Genomic DNA, 23,966 nt, shown 5'->3' with positions numbered 1-23,966 from the left:
ATTTACAGCATTGTGGATATAATTTAGCCCAGTGCAGTGACTGGGCTCAATTTGGCTGTTCAGTACCGGGAGCAGGGGGATAAAAACGCCCCGGTACCAGAACAATTACTCTTATTTGTTCAGTTCAGCAGTCATGTGAACCTGGTTGCCAGAGTATGCTTCAGTGATTTGGTAAGAAGCTGCACCAGCTTGTTTAGCCTGAGCTGCTATCTGTGCTTCTGCACCATCCAGAGTGCTGGCGGTAGCAGTAACGGTTTGTGCAAAGCTTGCAAAAGAAACCAGAGAGAGAGCAGCAGCAGCGAACAGAGTTTTAGCAGATTTCATGGTCTTTTCCTTATTTAATTCAATTTGTTATCGTTAAAGGCGAGTGCCTTTGATGTGGGTTATAATAACGCTTGAAATTATATCTTAGGTAACAAAAAGTGCGATCTGGATCACGTTATGCGGCGGAGCTGGCTGGAGATATGGCTTTTGGAAAGGGCGTTTTTTTAGTTAACTTATTGAAATTCTAATATGTTATATACTGGGTTATATCAGGTGTTAATCACTGGCTGGTTACTTGTTTTTGGCACAAAAAGCTTAATTGTATTCACCTGGTAGTTCAGGTGGTGTGTGGGTTTATGCAGAAGGGCTGTGCCGGGCAAAAGGTGTTACATAACAAGGGAGACTGTGGGTTGGCTGGTTCAGAAACAAGGGTGGCTGGCTGCATAGCACAGCCAGATAATGTGTCAAAAGTGTTGCTCAAACCAGCTTTCCAGAATAACAACAGCGGAAGCTGAGTCGACGCTGCCTTTATCCAGTGCTTTGAAACCACCTTGTTCAAATAAACCCGCACGGGCTTCAACTGTGCTCAGGCGTTCATCATGAAGTTCTACAGTAATGCCAAACCGGCCATGCAGGCGGTTAGCGAATTTCTTCGCCCTGGTTGTCAGGGGTTGCTCCGTGCCATCCATATTCAGCGGCAAACCAACAACTAAAAAATCAGGTTGCCACTCTTTGAGAATACGACCAATCTGATCCCAGTCTGGCACGCCATCTTTTGCTTTCAGCGCAGATAAAGGGCGAGCAGTTCCGGTAATTTTCTGCCCAATGGCAACACCAATACTACGGGTACCAAAGTCAAAAGCTAAAATTGTTCCTGTCGCCATTATGCGTGCCCTGCTTCATTAGGCAAATTGTGGATATCAATGCCAATCAGGCGTGCTGCTTCCCGCCAGCGCTCACCAATCAGGGTGTGGAACAGAATCTGATTATTAGCTGGCGCTGTAAGCCATGCATTATCCAGGATCTCTTGTTCCAGTTGGCCCTTATCCCAGGAAGAATAACCAAGCGCAACCAGAACATCTGGGGGCTGGTTTGGCGTGCCTAATGTTTCCAAAACATCTTTGGACGTTGTAATGATGGTGTTCTCAGCGATACGGATACTGGAGCTGAACATCTCTGGTGGAGTATGCAAAATAAAGCCCCGGTCTTCCGCGAGCGGCCCACCGACAAATACCGGTTTATCCAGGCGAATCGCCGGGTCACGTGGCTCTGGTGTAATCTTTAATTTCTCAAGCACGTCGGCAACTTTCAGGTTATCAAGAGGCTTATTAATAATAATCCCCATTGCGCCTTCATCGTTGTGCTCGCAGATATACACGACAGAACGCCTGAACAGCGGATCCTGTAACCCTGGCATGGCAATAAGAAAGTGATGCTGTAAATTCATTGTCAGAGGTCTGTTCCCGGTTGAGTCTTTGGCAGTTGGTAAGCCTGCCTGATAAGGAATGTGTTCTACCGGCATTCCCGAGAGGCTGGCGGGATCCTTCCCGCCATGGTCGCTATTTTGCCAGACGCTTCTCAATAGCGTCCATTAGCATTCCCGTAATTGATACCGGGAACTGTGCTTCAATTTCACGCACGCAGGTTGGGCTGGTGACGTTAATTTCAGTGAGCTTATCACCGATAATATCGAGCCCAACAAATATCAGACCTTTTTCTTTTAACGCCGGCGCAATACGGCGGGCAATGGCCCAGTCACCTTCAGTTAACGGGCGAGGCTCACCACGGCCGCCAGCTGCCAGGTTACCACGGGTTTCCCCATTTGGTGGGATGCGTGCCAGGCAGTAAGGCACCGGTTCACCGTCTACCACCAGTACGCGTTTATCACCATCTTTAATCTCTGGCAGGTAATTTTGCGCCATGCAATAGCGGTTGCCCAGTTCCGTCAGCGTTTCGGTAATAACGGATAAGTTAGGGTCGCCTGCTTTCACACGGAAAATCGATGTCCCGCCCATGCCATCCAGTGGTTTCAGAATAATATCGCCGTGTTTTTCCCAAAACGCTTTTAGTTGTGCCTTATTACGGGTGACCAGTGTATCTGGCGTTAAATCGGCAAACCATGCGGTAAAAAGTTTCTCATTGCAGTCACGCAGACTCTGGGGTTTGTTAACAATCAATGTACCCTGTTCTTCAGCCCGTTCCAGAATATAGGTAGCGTAGATAAACTCAGTATCAAACGGTGGGTCTTTACGCATTAAAATGACATCAAGGTCTGACAGCGGAATATCCTGTTCGCTGTCGAAGTTGTACCATTTCTCGTAGTTATACTCGACGCTGAGGGTACGCGTGCGTGCGCGGGCTTCACCATTCGTCAGGTACAAATCTGCCATTTCCATATAATGTAACTGGTAACCACGTTTTTGTGCTTCCAGTAACATCGCAAAACTGGTGTCTTTTTTCAGGTTAATTGACGCGATGGGATCCATCACGATGCCGAGCTTGATCATTCTTGTCTCCTTTAGCCCAAATCACCAAAACGCACCTGCAGTGCGGTGATTGCAGTAAGGGCAGTGGTTTCTGTACGCAGCACACGCGGTCCTAACAGAATATCAGTAAACTGATAACGCGCAGTCATGGCAATCTCTTCTGCCGATAATCCCCCTTCAGGGCCAATAAGCAACCGTACCCGTTCAACTGGCAGTGGGAGCGTATTGATACTGGCGCTGGCGCGTGGGTGAAGGTTGAGCTTAAGTGCATCATCCTGTTCCTGGCACCAGGTTTCCAGGTTCATTACGGGGCGTATTTCAGGGATCTGGTTGCGCCCGCACTGTTCACAGGCGCCAATCGCAATTTTTTGCCATTGCTGCAGTTTTTTATTCAGGCGTTCTGCATCCAGTTTCACTCCACAACGTTCCGAGAACAGGGGGGTAATAACATTGACGCCCAGTTCAATGGATTTCTGGATAGTAAATTCCATTTTTTCGCCACGAGACATCACCTGGCCCAGATGTAAAAACAGTGGGGACTCACGGTTATCTGTGTCACTACCCAGCAACCTGACCTGAACCTGTTTTTTATCTGCCTGAACGATTTCTGCAGAAAAAACCTGGTTGGAGCCATCAAATAACTCCAGCGCTTGCCCGGCAGACATGCGCAGAACACGGCCAACATGCCCTGCCGCGTCATCACTTAACGCAATAGTCTGGCCAACAACAAGTGGCTCAGGGTGATAAATGCGAGGAATACGCATCGTTTATATCATCCATAAAAAGGTGTGATGGTGGTTATAACAAATTCTTCGCTAAGAGCAGAGTGCAGAAGTTGCCGTCATTATTGTGCCTCCGCTAATGGAGGCACCGGCGCATCACAGAGTTAATTATTGCTGGGTAGTGTAGGTTAGCCTTTTCGCGCCATGCAAGCCCGCTGTACATAAGGGTTATGATTTCCCTGTATTTTGGCTATGCGTTCATCGCGGGTGCATTCCCACTGAGTAACCGGGTACGTTTTATCCCAGGCTTCAAATAGCTGAGTTTGTTGGCGTGAGAGCGGCAATTGGTACTGATCGCGCATATAAAAATATGTTCGGGCAATGGCACCCCGGGCGCGAGCGGGTGGTTCTGCGCGCTTGCTGGAAAAATCGACTTTCATTGCACACTGACCATACTGGCTTTCACCGCCATTCCACTGGCTGTACATAAAGTTACCGCGATCGGCGTTGACTTCACCCACTGCTGGTTCCAGGTTGTGCATATCGCTTTCAATTTTGCGGTACCCCGGATCTTTGGCACAGTTTTTACGCCCACCTTCTTGCCAGCACTGGCGCAGGTGGCCGAACTGCCATGCGGGCATGACATGTTCCCACTCAATACGGTTGGCCCGAACTTGATTTTTTCTGACGTGGTAACCGCATGAATTCAAGTCCGGAATTCCTTTTTTCCCTTCCCAGGTGATTTTACAACCACAATAAAAACTGCCGGGAGCATCGGCATTCACCTTTACGCCAGCCGTCTTTGCTTGAGAAAAACTGTTAATACCCGTGGCTTGTGCGCCGGCACTTAACAAAAAGGCCAGCATGGAGATAGTGATAGAAGATATTTTGCGGGACATATCGAAATTCTCTGTCAAAGTATGCCCGCACCCTAACTGATCATTTATCCAGTTTCAATCAGTTGGATTCTAAAGTTTCCAGTTAACTGGCTGTGGTTACAGGGGAGATGTGCCCGGTTTCAGTATTTCTCCGCAATGAATACAGCGGTATTCCGCCTGCTTGCGTAATACCCGGTTATGGCGACGTACCGTCAACTGATGTTGCTGGCAACGGCAATAATAAGGGAAAGTATTGGAACGCACGGCGCTGAGTTCGAATTGGTGAGTACGATGAGCCGGAACGCCCAGCACAGTTTCCATCATCCATTTCCACTCTTTGCCATGGGGCGCAACCCGGCCAAAATGCTTCCAGACCAGCAAATGAGCCAGCTCGTGTGGCACAACCTGTTCGGTAAATGCTTGCTGGTTTTCCAACAATAATAATGGGTTAAGCCGGATTTCATAGGATTCTAACCAGGCGGTACCTGCCGATGTTCCGCGTTGTTGCCAGGAGACTTTGGGCTCAGGGTACTGTGTATTCAGGTAGTGATTGGCCCGTACCAGGTTAGTGCGCAGGCTGCGCATTATAGCTTGTTGTATTGCAATGGGGATGCGACGTGTATTCATAAGCTGGCAGCATAGAGCCTGAAATCGCTGACTGCAAGTATGTGTCGGGGGGCACTGCCGCCCCCCGAATTTTGCCAAATACTCTATTGGGCGCCAATTTCGCGCAACGGACGGCCTTTCATCAGGTTACGTTCGATGTGTTCAAGGGAAACATGTTTGGTTTCTGGTACCAGAATTAGCGTCAGAATGATGAAGAACACATTCAGCCCGGCATAAACCCAGAAGGTATTTGCATTCCCCAGACTATTGAGCATTGTCAGGAAGGTTGCGCCGACAATCATATTGGCAATCCAGTTGGTCGCCGTTGAGCAGGTTATGCCGAAATCACGCCCTTTCAGTGGCTGAATTTCAGAACACAGCACCCAGATCAACGGGCCGGCACTCATCGCAAAACCCACAATAAACATCAGTAGCATAGCCACAGCGAAGTATTGTGCATTGCTGGAGTGAATACCTACATGCAGCATAGTGCCGAGAATGCCCATACCAACTGCCATCACAAGGAACCCAAGGATCAGCGTTGGTTTGCGCCCCCAACGGTCAACCAGGCCAATTGCAATAAAGGTTGCCAGTACGTTGGTGAGGCCGACGATAACCGTTCCCCACATTTGCTCTGTGGTGTTGGCAAAACCAGCTATTTCAAAAATTTTTGGCGCGTAATACATGATGACGTTCATCCCGGTGAATTGCTGCATTACTTGTAGCAGTACACCAAGGAACACAGCCCGACGGAAATTGCTGTTTTCACGGAACAGTGACCAGCCACTTTGTTTCACCTTCAGGCTTTCACGGATTTCTTCCAGCTCACGTTTAGCTTCCTCACCAGAGTCACGCAGGTACATCAGAACGCGTTCAGCATCATGAAAGCGGCGTTTGGCTGCAAACCAGCGCGGGCTGTCTGGTAAAAAGAACACGCCAATTAACAGCAAGGCGGCCGGAATAGTGATAACGCCCAGCATCCAGCGCCATTCACCACTGTAGCTGAAGGCAGTATCTGATAAATAGGCCCCAAGAATGCCGATAGTTATCATCAATTGATACATGGAGATCATGCTGCCGCGAATCTTTTCTGGCGCAATTTCAGAAAGGTACAGCGGTGCAGTGTAGGAAGCTATACCCACAGCAAGACCCAGTAACACGCGGGAAAGAATCAGAATTTCGGCATTCGGTGCCAGAGCGGAGCACAGTGACCCGGCCACGAACAGTATCGCGCCAATCATCAGGCTGTATTTACGCCCCAGCCGGAAAGAGAGCCAGCCGCTCCCTACCGCGCCAACTGCAGCGCCGAACATCATGGAACTTACCACCCATTCTTGTTGGTGTGATGTGATTTGAAACTCATGGGCAATAAAGGGAAGGGCTCCGGCAATAACACCGATATCCAGACCAAACAGCAATCCTGCCAGTGCGGCCAGAAAGCAGACAAAAAATGTCATTGCCTTGTTAGAAAGTCCCGTCTTTTTAGTGTCAGGCATGATGCCCTCCAGTTGGGTTATTAATTATTCAAATGTTAATGGTAGGTTGTGTTTCGGTAAGAAAGTGTGACCCTTATCACGATGATGTAATCGGTTACACTATCCATATTTTATGATTATAAAATTTTACGATTTAAATCATTGTGTTATTAAGTATCTCATTTTCTTTAATGTTGGTTTATTAGACAAGTCTGATAGTCTATGTAACAAAAATATCAAATTTATGTTTTTTTTAAGTGGAATATGAAAAAATATATTGCAATATGAAGTGTAATCGTTTCCATTGTCACGCGTAGAGCAAACAAATTGGCAGTAAACAACTGTTTGGGGTGGCACAGGATGATTTAGCGTTGTGTAAAATGTGCTGGTTGCAGGCGTCAGAAGCGTGTGCAGTCTTAAAAAGAGAATAGTTAGCCAGTAAACAATTGAGAAAAGTCATAAAGAGGGCCAGTGAATACTGGCCCTGAGTCTGATGACGAACCTCATGTCTGCACAGAACGAGAGGATGTCATCCAATAAAAAACCAGGAAAATCAATTTATTGATTTTCGGCTGCTAACTTAAAAGAAGGAAAAACCACGCTTTTTCCTTCTTTTTCATCAATTTGAAGGCCAGTGAATACTGGCCCTGAAAGATGCCTGAAGCTGATTATTACAGCCCGGCAGCCGCGCGCAGGTCGGCAGCTTTGTCGGTTTTTTCCCACGGGAAGTGGTCACGGCCAAAGTGACCATAAGCCGCTGTCTCACGGTAGATCGGATGTAACAGATCCAGCATTTTGATAAGGCCATATGGGCGCAGGTCAAAATGTTCGCGAACCAGTGCTGTCAGTAACTCTGGTGCCACTTTTTCGGTGCCAAAGGTTTCTACCATGATGGACGTTGGTTCAGCCACACCGATGGCATAGGACACCTGGATTTCACAGCGATCTGCCAGACCCGCAGCAACGATGTTTTTCGCTACATAACGAGCCGCATAAGCAGCAGAACGGTCCACCTTGGACGGGTCTTTACCGGAGAATGCCCCACCACCATGGCGAGCCATACCGCCGTAGGTATCAACGATAATTTTCCGCCCGGTCAGGCCGCAATCGCCCATTGGGCCACCAATAACAAAACGGCCTGTTGGGTTAATAAAGAACTTGGTGGAAGCACTCAGCCATTCTGCAGGCAGAACCGGCTTGATGATTTCTTCCATTACGGCTTCTTGCAGATCTTTCTGCGTGACAGATTCTGAATGCTGAGTAGACAACACAACTGCATCGATGCCGACAATTTTACCGTCATCATACTGGAAGGTTACCTGGCTTTTCGCATCAGGACGTAACCAGGGCAGTGTGCCATTTTTACGCACTTCAGACTGGCGCTGAACCAGACGATGAGCATAAGTGATTGGTGCCGGCATCAGCACATCGGTTTCATTGGTGGCATAACCAAACATCAGGCCCTGGTCGCCAGCACCCTGTTCCAGCGGGTCTGCACGGTCAACACCCTGGTTGATATCCGGAGACTGTTTGCCGATGGCGCTCAGAACGGCGCAAGAGTTTGCGTCAAAGCCCATGTCGGAATGAATATAACCAATATCACGCACGGTATTACGGGTAATTTCTTCAATATCAACCCAGGCGCTGGTGGTGATTTCACCACCTACCAGAACCATGCCCGTTTTTACGTAAGTCTCACAGGCAACACGTGCTTTAGGATCCTGTTCCAGAATCGCGTCGAGAACGGCGTCTGAAATCTGGTCTGCGATTTTATCGGGATGCCCTTCGGATACTGACTCGGACGTAAAAAGGTGTTTTGCCATATTATCTTCACCCTGGAGTAAATCGATTATCAGGGACTGCTGATAACCCACATCCTTTATAAGGACTATGCTGACAAACGTCATTTTGGGTGGTAATCAACACCAGCAGTCTTAGTGTTAATCAGTATAGATGGATTAACTTCTGGACGGCTATTCTAGGTTATACCTTAAGCAGATTTCCAGTGGTTTTTTGATCGGGTTCACGATGCTGCTGTTTTGTTACAAAACAGCAGAGGAAAGCACAGGCCAGATAGCGCATTTTTGTTTTGCTTTTTGGTGGTGATGTGGGTATAAAACGGCGCGCGCGGCTTATATCGTCAGGTAATCGGTTTTGCACTGTGTTACTCACTTCCAGCCGGGTTGAGCAAATTCTCAGTAGCGTGGCTTTCGTCTTGGTGACCAGGCCGCGGGCTTTACTTATCGCATGCAGTTGTATGCGTGGAGGTGATAACAAGCAATGACAATGAACCGCCATTTTCAACAAATTCCGTTGTTACGTCGCTCCTCAGGTGTATATACGCACCTCTCCACCTGCTTCTCACTTTTGTTTTCCAGCCGATGTCATACCCATTTCGGCACGTCTCAGGATTCTCGAGCTGGTTTTCGCCACCTGAACTGAGCAAGGGCTCTTCTGGTTTTCCAGAAGGATTTTTCCAGGTTTCGCCGGACTGTCATGTGGCGTTCGGAATCGTGTCTTACAATGTTATGAAAATGAAACCGGTCACGCGGTTAGCGAAGCTTTATGTTCTGCTAACTCCGGGTGTTGCTTATGGGTTGTTATCTCAGGTATGCCCTGCGATAGTAGTCAACTGTTTTACTTTTTCGACAAAAATTGAGGTTCGCAATGTCTGACGACATTTCTTTTGTTCCGGGTTCGTCAGCAGGCGAACAGGGTGTACTCCGTTCCATGCAGGAGGTTGCAATGAACTCCCAGGAAGCCAGCAAAATGCTGCGTACATACAATATTGCCTGGTGGGGCAATAACTATTATGACGTCAACGAACTGGGGCACATTAGTGTTTGCCCGGATCCGGACGTACCGCAAGCCCGGGTTGATCTGGCAAAACTGGTGAAAGAGCGTGAAGCTCAGGGGCAGCGACTTCCTGCTCTGTTTTGTTTCCCACAAATTCTCCAACACCGCCTGCGTTCAATTAATGGGGCATTCAAACGCGCCCGTGAATCATATGGTTATAACGGTGACTATTTCCTGGTTTACCCTATCAAGGTCAACCAGCATCGCCGCGTGATTGAGTCACTGATTCACTCTGGTGAACCGCTGGGGCTGGAAGCAGGTTCCAAGGCCGAGTTGATGGCGGTACTGGCTCACGCCGGTATGACCCGCTCAGTGATTGTGTGTAATGGTTACAAAGACCGTGAATACATTCGCCTGGCGATGATCGGTGAAAAGATGGGCCACAAAGTCTATCTGGTCATCGAAAAAATGACGGAAATTAATATCGTTCTGGAAGAAGCTGCTCGCCTGAATGTTGTGCCACGCCTGGGTGTTCGTGCTCGCCTGGCTTCACAGGGCTCTGGCAAATGGCAGTCTTCCGGTGGCGAAAAATCGAAATTTGGCCTTGCAGCAACCCAGGTATTGCAACTGGTTGAAATGTTGCGTGAGGCTAACCGCCTTGACAGCCTGCAACTGCTGCACTTCCACCTGGGTTCGCAGATGGCGAACATCCGCGATATCGCAACTGGTGTTCGTGAGTCTGCGCGTTTCTATGTCGAACTGCATAAACTGGGTGTGAATATTCAGTGCTTTGATGTTGGTGGCGGCCTGGGCGTGGACTATGAAGGGACTCGTTCTCAGTCTGACTGCTCGGTGAACTATGGCCTGAACGAATACGCCAATAACATTATTTGGGCCATTGGCGATGCCTGTGAAGAGCATGGTTTGCCACACCCGACGGTTATCACTGAATCTGGCCGCGCAGTGACTGCGCACCACACGGTTCTGGTTTCCAATATTATTGGGGTAGAGCGCAACGAGTTTTCCAACCCAACTCCCCCGGCAGAAGATGCCTCTCGTGCATTGCAAAGCATGTGGGAGACATGGGAAGAAATGCATGAGCCTGGTAACCGCCGCTCCTTGCGTGAATGGCTGCACGACAGCCAGATGGATTTGCATGATATCCACGTTGGTTACTCATCCGGTACATTCAATCTTCAGGAACGCGCCTGGGCTGAACAACTCTATTTGAGTATGTGCCATGAGGTGCAAAAACAGCTGGATCCACAAAACCGTGCTCACCGGCCAATTATTGATGAACTGCAGGAACGTATGGCGGATAAACTGTACGTCAACTTCTCGCTGTTCCAGTCCATGCCTGACGCCTGGGGAATAGACCAGTTGTTCCCGGTTCTGCCACTTGAAGGGCTGAACCATGCGCCAGAACGCCGTGCTGTGTTGCTGGATATCACCTGTGACTCAGATGGTGCTATAGACCATTATGTGGATGGCGACGGTATCGCGACGACCATGCCAATGCCGGAATATGATCCTGAAAACCCACCGTTACTCGGCTTCTTTATGGTGGGGGCATACCAGGAAATTTTGGGCAACATGCATAACCTGTTTGGTGATACTGAAGCCGTGGATGTGTTTGTCTTCCCTGATGGCACCGTGGAAGTAGAGCTGTCTGACGAGGGTGATACCGTTGCTGACATGCTGCAATATGTGCAACTGGACCCTAATACACTGCTGACACATTTCCGCGATCAGGTTAAGCAGACTGGCCTGGACTCTGTATTGCAACAGCAATTTATGGAAGAGTTTGAAGCTGGTCTTTACGGCTATACCTACCTCGAAGACGAATAACCCATTATTCGTTTGCTAAAAAACGGCTCGCGGGTTACCTGCGCGCCGTTTTTTTATTGCCTGTTTACCAGCAGAACAGTAAGCAAAAAGTCTTAAAATCCGCTTCCAGGGCGCATAAGTATAAATCCTCAGGCACAGCCTGTGCGATACTCAACTACAGAACCTGAGGGCTGTTTCGCAGATTTATCTGTGGACAAAAGGATGTTCCATGTACATGACAGGCTGCTTAGGTTAAATTGATGGACAACTTTTTGGAGCCCTAACGGCCAGAGATATGTGCCCACTTATTTTGGTGAATCAATAGCCTGAAATTAACACAACCTGAATACAGTTTACTGTAATGGGATGTTTTTGCTTTGGGTTATACGCCATTGGGGCGCAGGCTTGAAACCGTTATTAAGGCCTGGTCTTCAACTATCCGATCTGGAGTCAAAATGTCTTCTCGTAAAGAGCTTGCCAACGCCATTCGTGCGCTCAGCATGGACGCAGTACAAAAAGCCAAATCCGGTCACCCCGGTGCCCCCATGGGGATGGCTGACATTGCTGAGGTCCTGTGGCGTGATTACCTGAATCATAACCCGAAGAACCCGCACTGGGCTGACCGTGACCGCTTTGTCCTGTCTAACGGCCATGGCTCCATGCTGCTTTACAGCCTGCTGCACCTCTCCGGCTACGACCTGCCAATTGAAGAACTGAAAAACTTCCGCCAGCTGCACTCCAAAACCCCGGGCCACCCGGAAGTGGGTTACACCGCTGGTGTGGAAACCACCACCGGCCCGCTGGGGCAGGGGATTGCCAACGCAGTGGGTATGGCGATTGCTGAGAAAACCATGGCCGCGCAGTTTAACCGCCCGGGCCATGAAATCGTTGACCACCACACCTACGCCTTTATGGGCGATGGCTGCATGATGGAAGGGATTTCTCACGAAGTGTGCTCCCTGGCCGGTACCCTGAAACTGGGCAAACTGGTTGCGTTCTACGATGACAACGGCATTTCCATCGACGGTCATGTGGAAGGCTGGTTCACGGATGACACCGCCAAACGCTTTGAAGCTTACGGCTGGCATGTGGTACGCGGTGTTGACGGTCATGATGCGGACTCCATCAAACGCGCCATCGACGAAGCGCGCAGTGTCACAGACAAACCGTCCCTGCTGATGTGCAAAACCATCATCGGTTTCGGTTCGCCAAACAAAGCCGGTACCCATGATTCCCACGGCGCACCGCTGGGTGATGCCGAAGTGGCCGCCACCCGTGAACAGCTTGGCTGGAAATACGAACCTTTTGTTATCCCGCAGGATATCTATGGCCAGTGGGATGCGTCTGAAGCCGGTAAAGCAAAAGAATCCGCATGGGATGAAAAATTTGCTGCCTACAGCAAAGCCTTCCCGCAGGAAGCGGCTGAATTCACCCGCCGCATGAGCGGTGAAATGCCGGCAGACTTTGCCGCAAACTCCCAGGCATTTATTGAAAAACTTCAGGCCAACCCGGCTAAAATCGCCAGCCGTAAAGCGTCGCAGAATGCCATTGAAGCCTTTGGTCCGTGGTTACCGGAATTCCTCGGTGGCTCAGCTGACCTGGCACCGAGCAACCTGACCATCTGGTCCGGCTCCAAATCCATTAACGAAGACACCGCCGGTAACTACATTCACTACGGTGTGCGTGAGTTCGGGATGACGGCGATTGCTAACGGCATCGCGCTGCACGGTGGTTTCCTGCCGTACACGTCCACCTTCCTGATGTTTGTGGAATATGCCCGTAACGCAGTGCGTATGGCAGCGCTGATGAAACAGCGTCAGGTGATGGTGTATACCCACGACTCCATCGGTCTGGGCGAAGATGGCCCGACTCACCAGCCTGTGGAACAACTGGCTTCCCTGCGTGTGACGCCGAACATGAGTACATGGCGCCCGTGCGACCAGGTGGAAAGTGCCATTGCCTGGAAAGCGGCCGTTGAACGTCATGACGGCCCGACCGCGTTGATTCTGTCCCGCCAGAACCTGGCCCAGCAGGAGCGCAGTGCCCAGCAACTGGCTGATGCAGCGCGTGGTGGCTATGTGCTGAAAGACTGTGAAGGCCAGCCGCAGGTGATTTTCATTGCCACCGGTTCTGAAGTGGAACTGGCGGTTGCCGCATGGGAACAACTGTCTGGCGAAGGTGTGAAAGCACGTGTGGTTTCCATGCCGTCAACCGACGTGTTTGAGAAACAGGATGCTGCTTACCGTGAAGCGGTACTGCCAAAAGCGGTTGCTGCCCGTGTGGCAATTGAAGCAGGTATTGCTGACTACTGGTACAAATACACCGGCCTGAACGGTGCCATTGTAGGCATGACTACGTTCGGTGAGTCTGCGCCAGCAGAGTTGCTGTTTAAAGAGTTCGGTTTCACTGTAGAAAACGTAGTGAAACAGGCAAAAGCTTTGCTGTAATCGCCCCACCAACGTCTGTTTATGTAGCCGGGCAATTTGCCCGGCTTTTTTACGCCCATGATATCACCACAGGCAGTGAATTATTCCATTATTCCTGGTGGTTATTCTTGCACGGATTATCTTCTGGCCAGTGAAAGGGCTAAAAGTGTGACGCAGGTCAGAAGAATGAGTGATAACGCAGAGGGAATATTCCCTTTATTCCTTATTTCTAATATGCTGGCTGAAGCGTTTCAGTAATTTAAAATGTTCGACATTTAACCAAACAGTCGTGATTTATGGCTGGCGAGGATTCCCCTGAGGCGGTGGCTGCATTACCCTGTTTGCCACAACATTGCACAGAATCCTGGCAGGAGAGATATGACCGTACGCATCGCGATAAATGGCTTTGGTCGCATTGGGCGGAACGTGGTTCGGGCACTTTACGAATCCGGTCGCCGTGCGGAAATCACCGTTGTGGCAATCAACGAGCTGGCTGATGCCGCTGGTATGGCGCATTTGCTTAAATACGATACCAGCCATGGCCGTTTTGCCTGGGAAGTTCGCCATGACCGCGAACAACTCTTTATTGGTGATGACACTATTCGCATTTTGCATCAACGGGATATTGCCTCACTGCCCTGGCGGGCGCTGGATGTGGACATCGTGCTGGATTGCACTGGGGTCTATGGTAGCCGTGAAGATGGTCTGGCTCACATTGAGGCTGGAGCCAAAAAAGTGCTGTTTTCGCACCCCGGCGGTAATACGCTGGATGCCACCGTGGTTTACGGTGTCAATCATGACCAACTCCGCCCGACAGACCGCATTGTTTCCAACGCATCCTGCACGACTAACTGTATTATTCCCGTTATTAAGTTGCTTGATGAAGCCTGGGAAATTGAATCAGGGACGGTCACAACCATTCACTCTGCGATGCATGACCAGCAGGTGATCGATGCTTACCACCCGGACTTGCGCCGCACCCGGGCAGCCAGCCAGTCAATTATTCCGGTCGATACCCGGCTGGCTGCAGGCATCACCCGTATTTTTCCGAAATTTTGTGACCGCTTTGAAGCTATTGCTGTACGCGTTCCGGTCATTAACGTGACTGCGATTGATTTGAGCGTCACTGTGTCACATAAAGTTACTGCGCAAGAGGTTAACCTGTTGCTGCAAAAAGCGGCACAGGGGGCATTTCATGGTATAGTTGACTATACGGAATTACCGTTAGTCTCGACCGATTTTAACCACGATCCACATAGCGCTATTGTGGATGGCACCCAAACCCGGGTAAGTGGTGGGCACCTGATCAAAACACTGGTCTGGTGTGATAATGAGTGGGGCTTCGCCAACCGAATGCTGGATACCACGTTGGCGATGTCTGCAACACAGATATCAGGTAAGGCGTAATTTGCGCCTGCAAAACTTTTAGAATCAACGAGAGGATTCACCATGTCTGTAATTAAGATGTCCGATCTGGATCTGGCTGGTAAACGTGTTCTTATCCGTGCGGATCTGAACGTACCGGTTAAAGAAGGGAAAGTGACTTCTGATGCGCGTATCCGTGCATCTCTGCCGACCATTGAAATCGCCCTGAAACAAGGTGCGAAAGTGATGGTGACTTCCCATCTGGGTCGTCCGACTGAAGGCGAGTACAATGAAGAATTCTCTCTGCTGCCAGTTGTGAATTACCTGAAAGACAAACTCTCTGCGCCAGTTCGTTTAGCAAAAGACTACCTGGATGGCGTTGAAGTGGCGGCTGGTGAACTGGTTGTTCTGGAAAACGTTCGTTTTAACAAAGGCGAGAAGAAAGACGACGAAGCGCTGTCCAAAAAATACGCAGCACTGTGTGATGTGTTCGTAATGGACGCTTTCGGTACTGCTCACCGTGCTCAGGCATCAACTCACGGTGTTGGCAAATTTGCTGAAATCGCTTGTGCAGGCCCGCTGCTGGCAGCTGAACTGGACGCGCTGGGTAAAGCACTGAAAGAGCCGGCTCGCCCGATGGTAGCTATCGTTGGTGGTTCTAAAGTTTCCACTAAACTGACTGTTCTTGATTCCCTGTCTAAAATCGCTGACCAGTTGATCGTTGGTGGCGGTATCGCTAACACCTTCGTTGCTGCACAAGGCAATAAAGTTGGCAAATCACTGTATGAACCAGACCTGGTTGAAGAAGCAAAACGCCTGCTGACTATCTGCGACATCCCGGTTCCGACCGATGTTCGCGTAGCAACCGAGTTCTCTGAAACTGCTCCGGCTACACTGAAGTCTGTAACTGAAGTGAAAGACGAAGAGCAAATCCTGGATATGGGTGATGTTTCTGCTGAGAAACTGGCTGAAATCCTGAAAAACGCTAAAACTATTCTGTGGAATGGCCCGGTTGGCGTGTTCGAGTTCCCGAACTTCCGTAAAGGCACCGAAATTGTTGCTAAAGCTATTGCTGAAAGTGATGCGTTCTCTATCGCTGGTGGCGGCGATACTCTGGCGGCAATTGACCTGTTCGGTATCTCAGACAAAATCTCTTACATCTCCACCGGCGGTGGCGCTTTCCTTGAATTCGTAGAAGGTAAAGTTCTGCCAGCTGTTGCTATGCTCGAAGAGCGTGCTAAGAAGTAATGCATTCGGGCAGGGGTTCCTGCCCGTCGTTTTCTGTGTGCCTGGTTAACCAGGTACGCACCCCTTTTCCAAGGCCGAAGATACAGGACAACGTAATATGTCTAAAATTTTTGATTTCGTGAAACCTGGCGTTATCACTGGTGATGATGTTCAGAAAGTTTTCCAGGTAGCAAAAGAAAATAACTTTGCTTTACCGGCAGTTAACTGCGTCGGTACTGATTCTATTAACGCTGTTCTGGAAACGGCTGCCAAAGTTAAAGCACCGGTAATCGTGCAGTTCTCTAACGGCGGTGCGGCATTTATCGCTGGTAAAGGCTACAAAGGCGAAGGCCAGCAGGCTGCTATTCTGGGTGCTATCTCTGGTGCGCTTCACGTTCATCATATGGCCGAACATTATGGTGTTCCGGTTATTCTGCACACTGACCACTGCGCCAAAAAACTGCTGCCGTGGATTGATGGCCTGCTGGATGCTGGTGAAAAACATTTTGCTGCTACCGGTAAACCGCTGTTCTCTTCTCACATGATCGACCTGTCTGAAGAATCTCTGGAAGAAAACATCGAGCTCTGCTCTAAATACCTGGCGCGTATGTCCAAAATGGACATGACTCTGGAAATCGAACTGGGTTGTACTGGTGGTGAAGAAGATGGTGTGGATAACAGCCACATGGACGCTTCCGCACTGTACACTCAGCCAGAAGACGTTGATTATGCATACACCAAACTGAATGCAATCAGCCCGCGTTTCACCATCGCTGCTTCCTTCGGTAACGTACACGGTGTTTACAAACCAGGTAACGTTAAACTGACCCCGACTATTCTGCGCGATTCCCAGGAATATGTGTGCAAGAAACACAACCTGCCGCACAACAGCCTGAACTTCGTATTCCACGGCGGTTCTGGTTCAACTGCCCAGGAAATCAAAGACTCCGTAAGCTACGGTGTTATTAAAATGAACATCGATACCGACACCCAGTGGGCAACCTGGGAAGGTATTCTGAACTACTACAAAGAAAACGAAGCTTATCTGCAAGGCCAGTTGGGTAACCCGAAAGGCGAAGACCAGCCGAACAAAAAATACTATGACCCGCGTGTCTGGCTGCGTGCCGGCCAGCAGTCAATGGTAGCTCGTTTGGAGCAGGCGTTCACTGAACTGAACGCGATTGACGTTCTGTAATTAGTTCGTTTCTGTTTCAACTAAAAACCCGCCTCTGAGGCGGGTTTTTTTACGCCTTTTTCTGGGTTTAAAGCATAAAAATGTGAGCTGTCTGGCATAAGGCAGGCTTTTTGTTTACCCTTTAGAAACATCTTTGAGGTGTAAATTTGCTTTTGACTAACGGAGACAAGGAACCCAGATGGAAGACATACATGTTGTGGACAGCATAAATGATGCAGGCACCTGGTTGATGCGCAATCAGGCTTTGCTGGTTGATTACGCCGTTAATATTGTCTCGGCCGTAGTCATTATTATTATTGGCTTTGTGGTAGCCCGGTTAATTTCGAATGCGCTCAACCGTGTTATGCAGGCCCGTAAAATTGATGCCACCGTTGCAGATTTTCTGTCTGCGCTGGTTCGCTATGGCATTATCGCGTTTACTCTGATTGCTGCATTAGGCAGGATTGGGGTGCAGACCGCGTCTGTGATTGCCGTATTAGGTGCTGCCGGTTTAGCTGTTGGCCTCGCGTTGCAGGGGTCGTTGTCTAACCTTGCTGCCGGTGTGTTGCTGGTGACATTCCGCCCGTTCCGTAGTGGTGAATATGTTGATCTGGGTGGTGCCGCAGGTACTGTACTGAATGTCCAGATCTTCTCTACTACACTGCGCAGTGTGGATGGCAAAATTGTTGTTGTGCCGAATGGTAAAATTATTGCCGGGAATATTATTAACTTCTCACGTGAGCCTGCGCGGCGTAATGAGTTTATTATTGGCGTGTCCTATGATGCGGATATTGACCAGGTGAAAAAGATCATTTCCGATATTCTGATGGCGGATGATCGTATCATAAAAGAGAAAGGTATTACCGTGCGCCTCAATGAGTTAGGGGCTTCTTCTCTGAATTTTGTCGTGCGGGCCTGGAGTAACAGCGGAGACCTTATTGAAGTGTACTGGGATACACTGGAAAAAATTAAGAAGGCTCTGGATGCTAATGATATTGGCATTCCTTACCCGCAAATGGACGTGCATATGATTCGCGAGCAAGAAAAATAACCTTTTGCTCTCAGGCCATTGTGATGCCTGGGGAAGATGGTTTTTTCTGCATAGTTTCACACACTAATGGCCAGCTTACACTGGCCATTAGTGTGTCTGCTATTATTAGATATTCTTATTAATAATTAAAAATATCAATTTCCACTAATAAAACAAACTACGTAGACTGCGCGCCATTCCCAAAATAAAAGGATGAACTATGTTTAGCTGGTATCTGCAAGGGCTGGCGTTGGGCGCAGCAATGATTTTACCCCTTGGGCCACAGAATGCGTTTGTAATGAATCAGGGGATTCGCCGCCAGTATCACCTGATGATTGCGGCGCTGTGTTCCTTAAGTGATTTGGTGCTGATTTGCGCCGGGATCTTTGGTGGCAGCGCACTGTTGATGCAGTCGCCCTGGCTTCTGGCACTGGTAACCTGGGGGGGCGTGGCGTTTTTGTTGTGGTATGGATGGGGCGCATTCAAAACAGTATTCAGCCGCGATATTACGCTGGATGAAGCACAAATAGCGGGCCAGGGGCGCTGGCGTATTATTACGACGATGCTGGCGGTGACATGGCTCAACCCCCATGTGTATCTGGACACTTTCGTGGTGTTAGGTAGCCTGGGTGGGCAACTGGCCACCGAGCCGAAACGGTGGTTTGCTCTGGGGACTGTCAGCGCCTCGTTTTTGTGGTTTTTCGGCCTTGCGCTGCTCGCGGCCTGGTTTGCACCACGCCTGCGTACTCAACATGCGCAACGGGTTATCAATTTTGTGGTCGGCAGCGTGATGTGGTTTATTGCGTTAAGACTTGCACAGGAAGGTGTTCACCATCTTCAGGGGTTGTTTTGATAACCGGCTGGCGTAATTATCCTATGGACATCTGGTGATTAATCGTTACTCTTGCTCGCAGGATGTAACGAGAAGTACTTCCTGTCAGGTTAAAAATTGCATGGAGGATAAGAAATGAAGTTTAACGTGTTGTTACTGGCAAGTGTTTTAGGATTGGCCTCTTTTTCTGGTGTCGCTAATGAGTTACCAAACGGCCCTCATATTGTCACATCAGGGAGTGCCAGTGTAGACGCAGTGCCAGATATCGCGACCTTATCTATCGAGGTGAGTGTTACGGCGAAGGATGCAGCCAGCGCGAAACAACAGGCTGATGAGCGTGTTGCGCGTTACTTTTCTTTCCTGCAGGAAAAGGGTGTCGATAAAAAAGATATTGATGCGGCAAACTTACGTACTCAGCCAGAATACGAATATCTGAAAGAAGGCAAGCGCGAACTTAAAGGCTACCGTGCTGTGCGCAACGTGGTTGTTACGGTGCGCAAACTTGATGGTCTCAGCGGGTTGCTTGATGGCGCACTCAAGGCCGGGTTAAATGAAATTCGCTCCGTTTCTCTGGGCGTCTCCAGCCCGGATGCCTATAAAGAACAGGCACGTAAGGCAGCAATCAGCGACGCTATCGCACAGGCAAATTCGCTTGCGCAAGGCTTCCACGCCAAACTGGGCCCGGTATACAGTGTGCGTTATCACGTTGCCAATTATCAGCCATCACCTATGGTGCGTATGATGAAAGCAGACGCTGCTCCTGTTTCAGCCGAAGATACCTACGACCAGCAAACGATTCAGTTTAGTGACCAGGTTGATGTGGTATTCGAAATGAGCCCACAGGCTGCTTCTGCTCAGTGACAGCTGTTCACGGCTGGCGCAAGTAAAAAAGGCTTCCACCAGGAAGCCTTTTTCATGAATACGCGTTGGATTAGTACCAAACAGGCTGCCGGCGAGGGAATAAATTTGCCGCGCCAGTGATAACCAGCGCAATAATCGCCGCAGCAACAACATAACCATACACTGAGAAATCACTCAGCGGAACATGGCTTAACCGGTTGGTATTGAGTGGTTCGAAAAAGGTACTCTTCACTTGCAGCAGGGCCATCAGTACCAGCAGGTTACTGGCCGCCAGCCCTAATGTACAAACCAGCGCCTTCAGTAATGACGACATAGCAAAGACGCGCTGCAGTATCACCGTACCGAGAGTTCCGGAAATAGCGAAAACAAGGGTATGCCACATTTGGCATTCTGCCGTCGCTGCCACGCTGGAAATAAACAGTGTCTGGCCGTGAAAGTACATCACCGCGGCCGGAAGATAGAGGCTGTAACCCAATAACCCAAACAGCCCGAGAGAAAAAATCGTGATAAATAACGTTTTCATGCCAGTCTGCAATACCCGCCTGTGCGAATTAACCGCCGCATTGTCTAACATTCCCACGCCGACGGATAATAACCAGTTTTATCTATTTGTTATTAAATCTTACAGAGAACGCTCATTTGGGTTCGGAAAATAAACAGGCAAAAAAGACCGCTATTCCTGGCGTAATACTTTGTGCCCAAACGCCAGCAGTGCATCTGTCACTTTGCGCATCATACGGCTTTCAGGTGCAAATCTGTGCCAGTAAAGCATACGGCGCTGAAACAGCCCTGGCGTTAAATCAATAAGCTCACCACTGTTTAACTCTTTTTCAATTTGCAGGTGTGGAATCATACAGCAGGTTGTTCCCTGGCGCGCGAGCTGAACAAATGCTTCTGATGAGTTCACAATATGGCAGGGCACGCTACCCGGGGAAAGATCGAAATTCTGCTGCAAAAACGCCTGATGCATATCGTCAAGGTGGTCGAATGCCACGGCAGGAGCCTTAAGCAAAGACGTACGGTTGACGCCATTGGGAAAATAGCGGTCTGCAAAAGCTTTGGAACCAACAAACAAGTAGTCCAGTGCCCCGAGTTTGTCGACCAGGCAACTGGGCAGCGCCTGAGCCTGTATACTCACGGCTCCAACCACTTCACCACGGCGTAAACGTTCCTGAGTGCGGGTTTCGTCTTCCACTTGCAGGTTCAGGCGAATCGGTGAATCAGCCAGTACCGGGGCAAGTGCCGGGAGCAGCCAGGTTGCCAGACTGTCGGCGTTCACCGCCAGTGACAAGAGCAGTGGCGTTGACCCAGTTTGTTCATCGCCCAGCCACTCTTCCTCAAGTAATTCAACCTGGCGCAGCAAAGCCAAAAGTTTCTGCCCTTGTTCAGTAGGGCGAGGTGGTACTGTTCTTACCAACAGGGGCTGACCGAACAAATTTTCCAACTGTTTGATTCGTTGAGACACCGCAGACTGGGTGATACAAAGCTTCTGTGCTGCACGTTCAAACCCGCGTTCGCGGATAACTGCGTCCAGCGCCTGTAGTGTTTTGTAGTCCGGGCGTTTCATTATTTCGGTATGCTCCTGTTTTTTTGGCTTCTGGCACTATGACATAAAACCAGACATGATCCAGTGAAAATCCTTACGTATGGCACGCTGGTTGCCTTTAGTACGGCGTATTTTGGCCTTAAACACGGTATTTTTATTGGCACTGTTCTATAATGCGTCCCCGGTTTTTTCATCTTTTCTATCACAGGCAAAAACACCATGACGCAGGATGAACTGAAAAAAGCAGTGGGATGGGCGGCTTTACAGTATGTGCAACCCGGAACTATCGTTGGTGTCGGCACAGGGTCTACCGCCGCACATTTTATTGATGCACTGGGCACCGTTAAGCACCAAATCGAAGGTGCGGTATCCAGTTCCGATGCTTCTACTGCCAAACTCAAAGCGCTGGGCATTCCCGTGTTTGACCTTAACAATGTTGATGCGCTTGGTATTTATGTTGATGGCGCAGATGAGATTAACGGGCAGATGCAAATGATTAAAGGTGGTGGTGCTGCCTTAACCCGGGAAAAAATCATTGCTTCTGTAGCAGATAAATTTATCTGTATTGCTGATGCTTCCAAACAGGTTGATATTTTGGGTAATTTCCCACTTCCAATTGAGGTTATTCCTATGGCCCGCAGTTGCGTCGCGCGCAGCCTGGTCAAGTTAGGTGGGCGCCCGGAGTATCGCCAGGGGGTTCTGACCGATAACGGTAACGTGATTCTGGATGTTTACGGCTTATCCATCATTGATCCGGTTGCCACTGAAAACGCCATTAATGCAATTCCCGGCGTGGTGACCGTTGGGTTGTTCGCCAACCGTGGCGCAGATATAGCGCTTATTGGAACGGCTGATGGCGTTAAAACTATTGTGAAATGATCTGGCTGGGGGGCTTGCCTGCCCTCCAGAAACTGTCGTTCTGAAAAATTTTAAGAAATTTTAAATTTAGTGATAATGTTCACATTTAATTCCTGTTGTGGTTTTTATTCCTGCTTTTTGTGATTTTTTTGGTGTTACTCCCCGGCTTTCCTTCTTACATGCGTTTTGTTCAGCATAAGTGACAAAACATCGTTATTGCCGGAGGCGTAATTTTTGATATGTTGACAGAAGGCTGGCTTATTTCACGCAGCGTATTCTTTCAGATAACACAGGGTCGGGAAATGGCAAAAGTATCACTGGAGAAAGACAAGATTAAGTTCCTGCTGGTGGAAGGTGTGCATCAAAAAGCAATCGATAACCTTCGCGCTGCAGGCTACAACAACATTGAATATCATAAAGGCGCACTGGACACTGAATCGCTCAAAGAGTCCATCCGTGATGCTCATTTTATCGGTTTACGATCCCGTACCCATCTGACTGAAGACGTTTTTGCCGCAGCTGAAAAACTGGTTGCGGTAGGGTGTTTCTGTATCGGCACCAATCAGGTTGACCTGGATGCTGCAGGTAAACGTGGTATTCCGGTATTTAATGCGCCGTTCTCAAATACCCGCTCTGTTGCTGAACTGGTTATTGGTGAGCTGCTGCTGCTGCTGCGTGGGGTGCCCGCCGCGAACGCCAAAGCACACCGTGGTGTCTGGCATAAACAGGCAGTGGGTAGCTTTGAAGCTCGCGGTAAAAAACTGGGGATTATTGGTTACGGCCATATCGGTACTCAGTTAGGGATTCTGGCAGAATCGCTGGGCATGCACGTTTATTTCTATGATATTGAAAGCAAACTGCCGCTGGGCAATGCCACTCAGGTTCAGCATTTATCAGATTTACTGAATATGAGTGATGTGGTCAGCCTGCATGTGCCGGAAAATGCATCCACCAAAAACATGATGGGTGCCGAACAGATAGCCATGATGAAGCCGGGCTCACTGTTAATTAACGCATCCCGCGGCACGGTGGTTGACATTGAAGCATTGTGTGACTCGCTGGCAAGCCAGCACCTGGCTGGTGCCGCTATCGACGTCTACCCAACTGAACCGGCAACGAACAGTGATCCTTTCACTTCACCGTTGTGTGAGTTTGATAACGTGCTGCTGACACCGCATATTGGTGGCTCAACACAGGAAGCGCAGGAAAATATTGGTATCGAAGTTGCTGGCAAACTGGTGAAATATTCTGATAACGGTTCAACACTTTCTGCGGTGAATTTCCCGGAAGTGTCCCTGCCTCAGCATACCAGCAGCACCAGCCGTTTGCTGCATATCCACGAGAACCGCCCTGGCATTCTGACCGCAATCAACCATATTTTTGCCGACCAGGGGATCAACATTGCAGCGCAGTACCTGCAAACTTCTCCGCATATGGGGTATGTGGTTATTGATATCAATGCGGCAGAAGATGTCGCTGACGCAGCTCTGCAAAGCATGAAAGCTATTCCGGGGACAGTTCGTGCCCGCCTGCTTTACTAATTAATACATTGCTGCATTGAGCCTTCCTTCGGGAAGGCTTTTTTATGCGTCG

Annotated in this window: 22 protein-coding genes; 11 read left to right on the top strand and 11 right to left on the bottom strand. The window is 49.3% G+C overall.

All coding sequences use genetic code 11. The annotated features are described in order from the left end of the window. Positions 1 to 111: 111 nt before the first annotated feature. The 9 genes from DT73_RS01405 to metK all read right to left on the bottom strand — a co-directional run bounded on the left by DT73_RS01405 (position 112) and on the right by metK (position 8,254). Positions 112 to 324, bottom strand: a complete 213-nt coding sequence (locus tag DT73_RS01405; protein WP_036102860.1) for a YdgH/BhsA/McbA-like domain containing protein — start codon at positions 322 to 324, stop codon at positions 112 to 114. Between the two features lie 404 nt (positions 325 to 728). Further along, positions 729 to 1,148 (bottom strand): Holliday junction resolvase RuvX, encoded by a 420-nt coding sequence (gene ruvX / locus DT73_RS01400; protein WP_036102858.1) that lies wholly within the window; start codon positions 1,146 to 1,148, stop codon positions 729 to 731. After that, complete coding sequence (locus DT73_RS01395) at positions 1,148 to 1,711, bottom strand: YqgE/AlgH family protein (RefSeq protein WP_036102913.1); 564 nt, start codon at positions 1,709 to 1,711, stop codon at positions 1,148 to 1,150. Before DT73_RS01395 ends, ruvX begins: the two co-directional genes overlap by 1 nt. Positions 1,712 to 1,823: 112 nt before the next feature. Next, the gene (gene gshB, locus DT73_RS01390) at positions 1,824 to 2,771 is read right to left on the bottom strand and encodes a glutathione synthase (RefSeq protein ID WP_036102856.1); all 948 of its coding nucleotides are present in this window, start codon (positions 2,769 to 2,771) and stop codon (positions 1,824 to 1,826) included. Positions 2,772 to 2,782: 11 nt separating this feature from the next. After that, complete coding sequence (rsmE, locus tag DT73_RS01385; protein ID WP_036102853.1) at positions 2,783 to 3,514, bottom strand: 16S rRNA (uracil(1498)-N(3))-methyltransferase; 732 nt, start codon at positions 3,512 to 3,514, stop codon at positions 2,783 to 2,785. 146 nt (positions 3,515 to 3,660) lie between these two features. Further along, positions 3,661 to 4,371, bottom strand: a complete 711-nt coding sequence (gene endA, locus DT73_RS01380; RefSeq protein WP_036102851.1) for a deoxyribonuclease I — start codon at positions 4,369 to 4,371, stop codon at positions 3,661 to 3,663. 96 nt (positions 4,372 to 4,467) lie between these two features. Further along, positions 4,468 to 4,977 (bottom strand): SprT family zinc-dependent metalloprotease, encoded by a 510-nt coding sequence (locus tag DT73_RS01375; protein ID WP_036102849.1) that lies wholly within the window; start codon positions 4,975 to 4,977, stop codon positions 4,468 to 4,470. An 83-nt stretch (positions 4,978 to 5,060) separates the two neighbouring features. Beyond that, the gene (locus DT73_RS01370) at positions 5,061 to 6,452 is read right to left on the bottom strand and encodes a sugar porter family MFS transporter (RefSeq protein WP_036102847.1); all 1,392 of its coding nucleotides are present in this window, start codon (positions 6,450 to 6,452) and stop codon (positions 5,061 to 5,063) included. A 650-nt stretch (positions 6,453 to 7,102) separates the two neighbouring features. Next, positions 7,103 to 8,254 (bottom strand): methionine adenosyltransferase, encoded by a 1,152-nt coding sequence (gene metK, locus DT73_RS01365; RefSeq protein ID WP_036102912.1) that lies wholly within the window; start codon positions 8,252 to 8,254, stop codon positions 7,103 to 7,105. 558 nt (positions 8,255 to 8,812) lie between these two features. On the opposite strand from metK, the gene yqgB reads away from it, so the two are divergent. The 9 genes from yqgB to DT73_RS01320 all read left to right on the top strand — a co-directional run bounded on the left by yqgB (position 8,813) and on the right by DT73_RS01320 (position 19,969). Continuing rightward, on the top strand, positions 8,813 to 9,106 hold the full coding sequence (gene yqgB, locus DT73_RS27015; protein WP_369792545.1) for an acid stress response protein YqgB: 294 nt from the start codon (positions 8,813 to 8,815) through the stop codon (positions 9,104 to 9,106). Then, entirely contained in the window at positions 9,099 to 11,075 is a 1,977-nt protein-coding gene (gene speA, locus DT73_RS01355) for a biosynthetic arginine decarboxylase (RefSeq protein ID WP_036102843.1), read from the top strand. Before yqgB ends, speA begins: the two co-directional genes overlap by 8 nt. Before the next feature lie 434 nt (positions 11,076 to 11,509). Then, entirely contained in the window at positions 11,510 to 13,501 is a 1,992-nt protein-coding gene (tkt, locus tag DT73_RS01350; RefSeq protein WP_036102841.1) for a transketolase, read from the top strand. A 357-nt stretch (positions 13,502 to 13,858) separates the two neighbouring features. Further along, positions 13,859 to 14,887, top strand: a complete 1,029-nt coding sequence (gene epd, locus DT73_RS01345; protein WP_036102839.1) for an erythrose-4-phosphate dehydrogenase — start codon at positions 13,859 to 13,861, stop codon at positions 14,885 to 14,887. 42 nt (positions 14,888 to 14,929) lie between these two features. Continuing rightward, positions 14,930 to 16,093, top strand: coding sequence for a phosphoglycerate kinase (pgk, locus tag DT73_RS01340; protein WP_036102837.1), 1,164 nt, complete (start codon positions 14,930 to 14,932; stop codon positions 16,091 to 16,093). Positions 16,094 to 16,190: 97 nt separating this feature from the next. Beyond that, positions 16,191 to 17,267 carry a class II fructose-bisphosphate aldolase gene (gene fbaA / locus DT73_RS01335; protein ID WP_036102835.1) on the top strand — a complete coding sequence of 359 codons (1,077 nt, stop codon included), beginning with the start codon at positions 16,191 to 16,193 and terminating at the stop codon, positions 17,265 to 17,267. 178 nt (positions 17,268 to 17,445) lie between these two features. Next, a complete protein-coding gene (mscS, locus tag DT73_RS01330) occupies positions 17,446 to 18,297 on the top strand; it encodes a small-conductance mechanosensitive channel MscS (protein ID WP_036102833.1) in 852 nt (283 codons plus the stop codon). A 199-nt stretch (positions 18,298 to 18,496) separates the two neighbouring features. Further along, positions 18,497 to 19,129 carry an arginine exporter ArgO gene (gene argO, locus DT73_RS01325; RefSeq protein ID WP_036102831.1) on the top strand — a complete coding sequence of 211 codons (633 nt, stop codon included), beginning with the start codon at positions 18,497 to 18,499 and terminating at the stop codon, positions 19,127 to 19,129. Between the two features lie 114 nt (positions 19,130 to 19,243). Next, positions 19,244 to 19,969 carry an oxidative stress defense protein gene (locus DT73_RS01320; RefSeq protein WP_036102829.1) on the top strand — a complete coding sequence of 242 codons (726 nt, stop codon included), beginning with the start codon at positions 19,244 to 19,246 and terminating at the stop codon, positions 19,967 to 19,969. Between the two features lie 70 nt (positions 19,970 to 20,039). Here DT73_RS01320 and DT73_RS01315 read toward each other — a convergent pair whose 3' ends face one another. Then, entirely contained in the window at positions 20,040 to 20,492 is a 453-nt protein-coding gene (locus DT73_RS01315; protein ID WP_036102826.1) for a hypothetical protein, read from the bottom strand. A gap of 150 nt (positions 20,493 to 20,642) precedes the next feature. Then, complete coding sequence (gene argP / locus DT73_RS01310) at positions 20,643 to 21,536, bottom strand: DNA-binding transcriptional regulator ArgP (RefSeq protein WP_036102824.1); 894 nt, start codon at positions 21,534 to 21,536, stop codon at positions 20,643 to 20,645. 198 nt (positions 21,537 to 21,734) lie between these two features. Here argP and rpiA point away from each other — a divergent pair, with 198 nt between their 5' ends. Together rpiA and serA are read left to right on the top strand one after the other, a co-directional pair. Beyond that, entirely contained in the window at positions 21,735 to 22,394 is a 660-nt protein-coding gene (gene rpiA, locus DT73_RS01305) for a ribose-5-phosphate isomerase RpiA (protein WP_036102822.1), read from the top strand. 281 nt (positions 22,395 to 22,675) lie between these two features. Continuing rightward, a complete protein-coding gene (serA, locus tag DT73_RS01300; RefSeq protein ID WP_036102911.1) occupies positions 22,676 to 23,914 on the top strand; it encodes a phosphoglycerate dehydrogenase in 1,239 nt (412 codons plus the stop codon). The last annotated feature ends 52 nt before the right edge of the window (positions 23,915 to 23,966 follow it).

The organism is Mangrovibacter sp. MFB070, assembly GCF_000705335.1.
Taxonomy (GTDB): Bacteria; Pseudomonadota; Gammaproteobacteria; order Enterobacterales; family Enterobacteriaceae; genus Mangrovibacter; species Mangrovibacter plantisponsor.
Note: the sequence above shows the minus strand (reverse complement) of the source record. Positions and strands in the feature narration are given on the sequence as shown.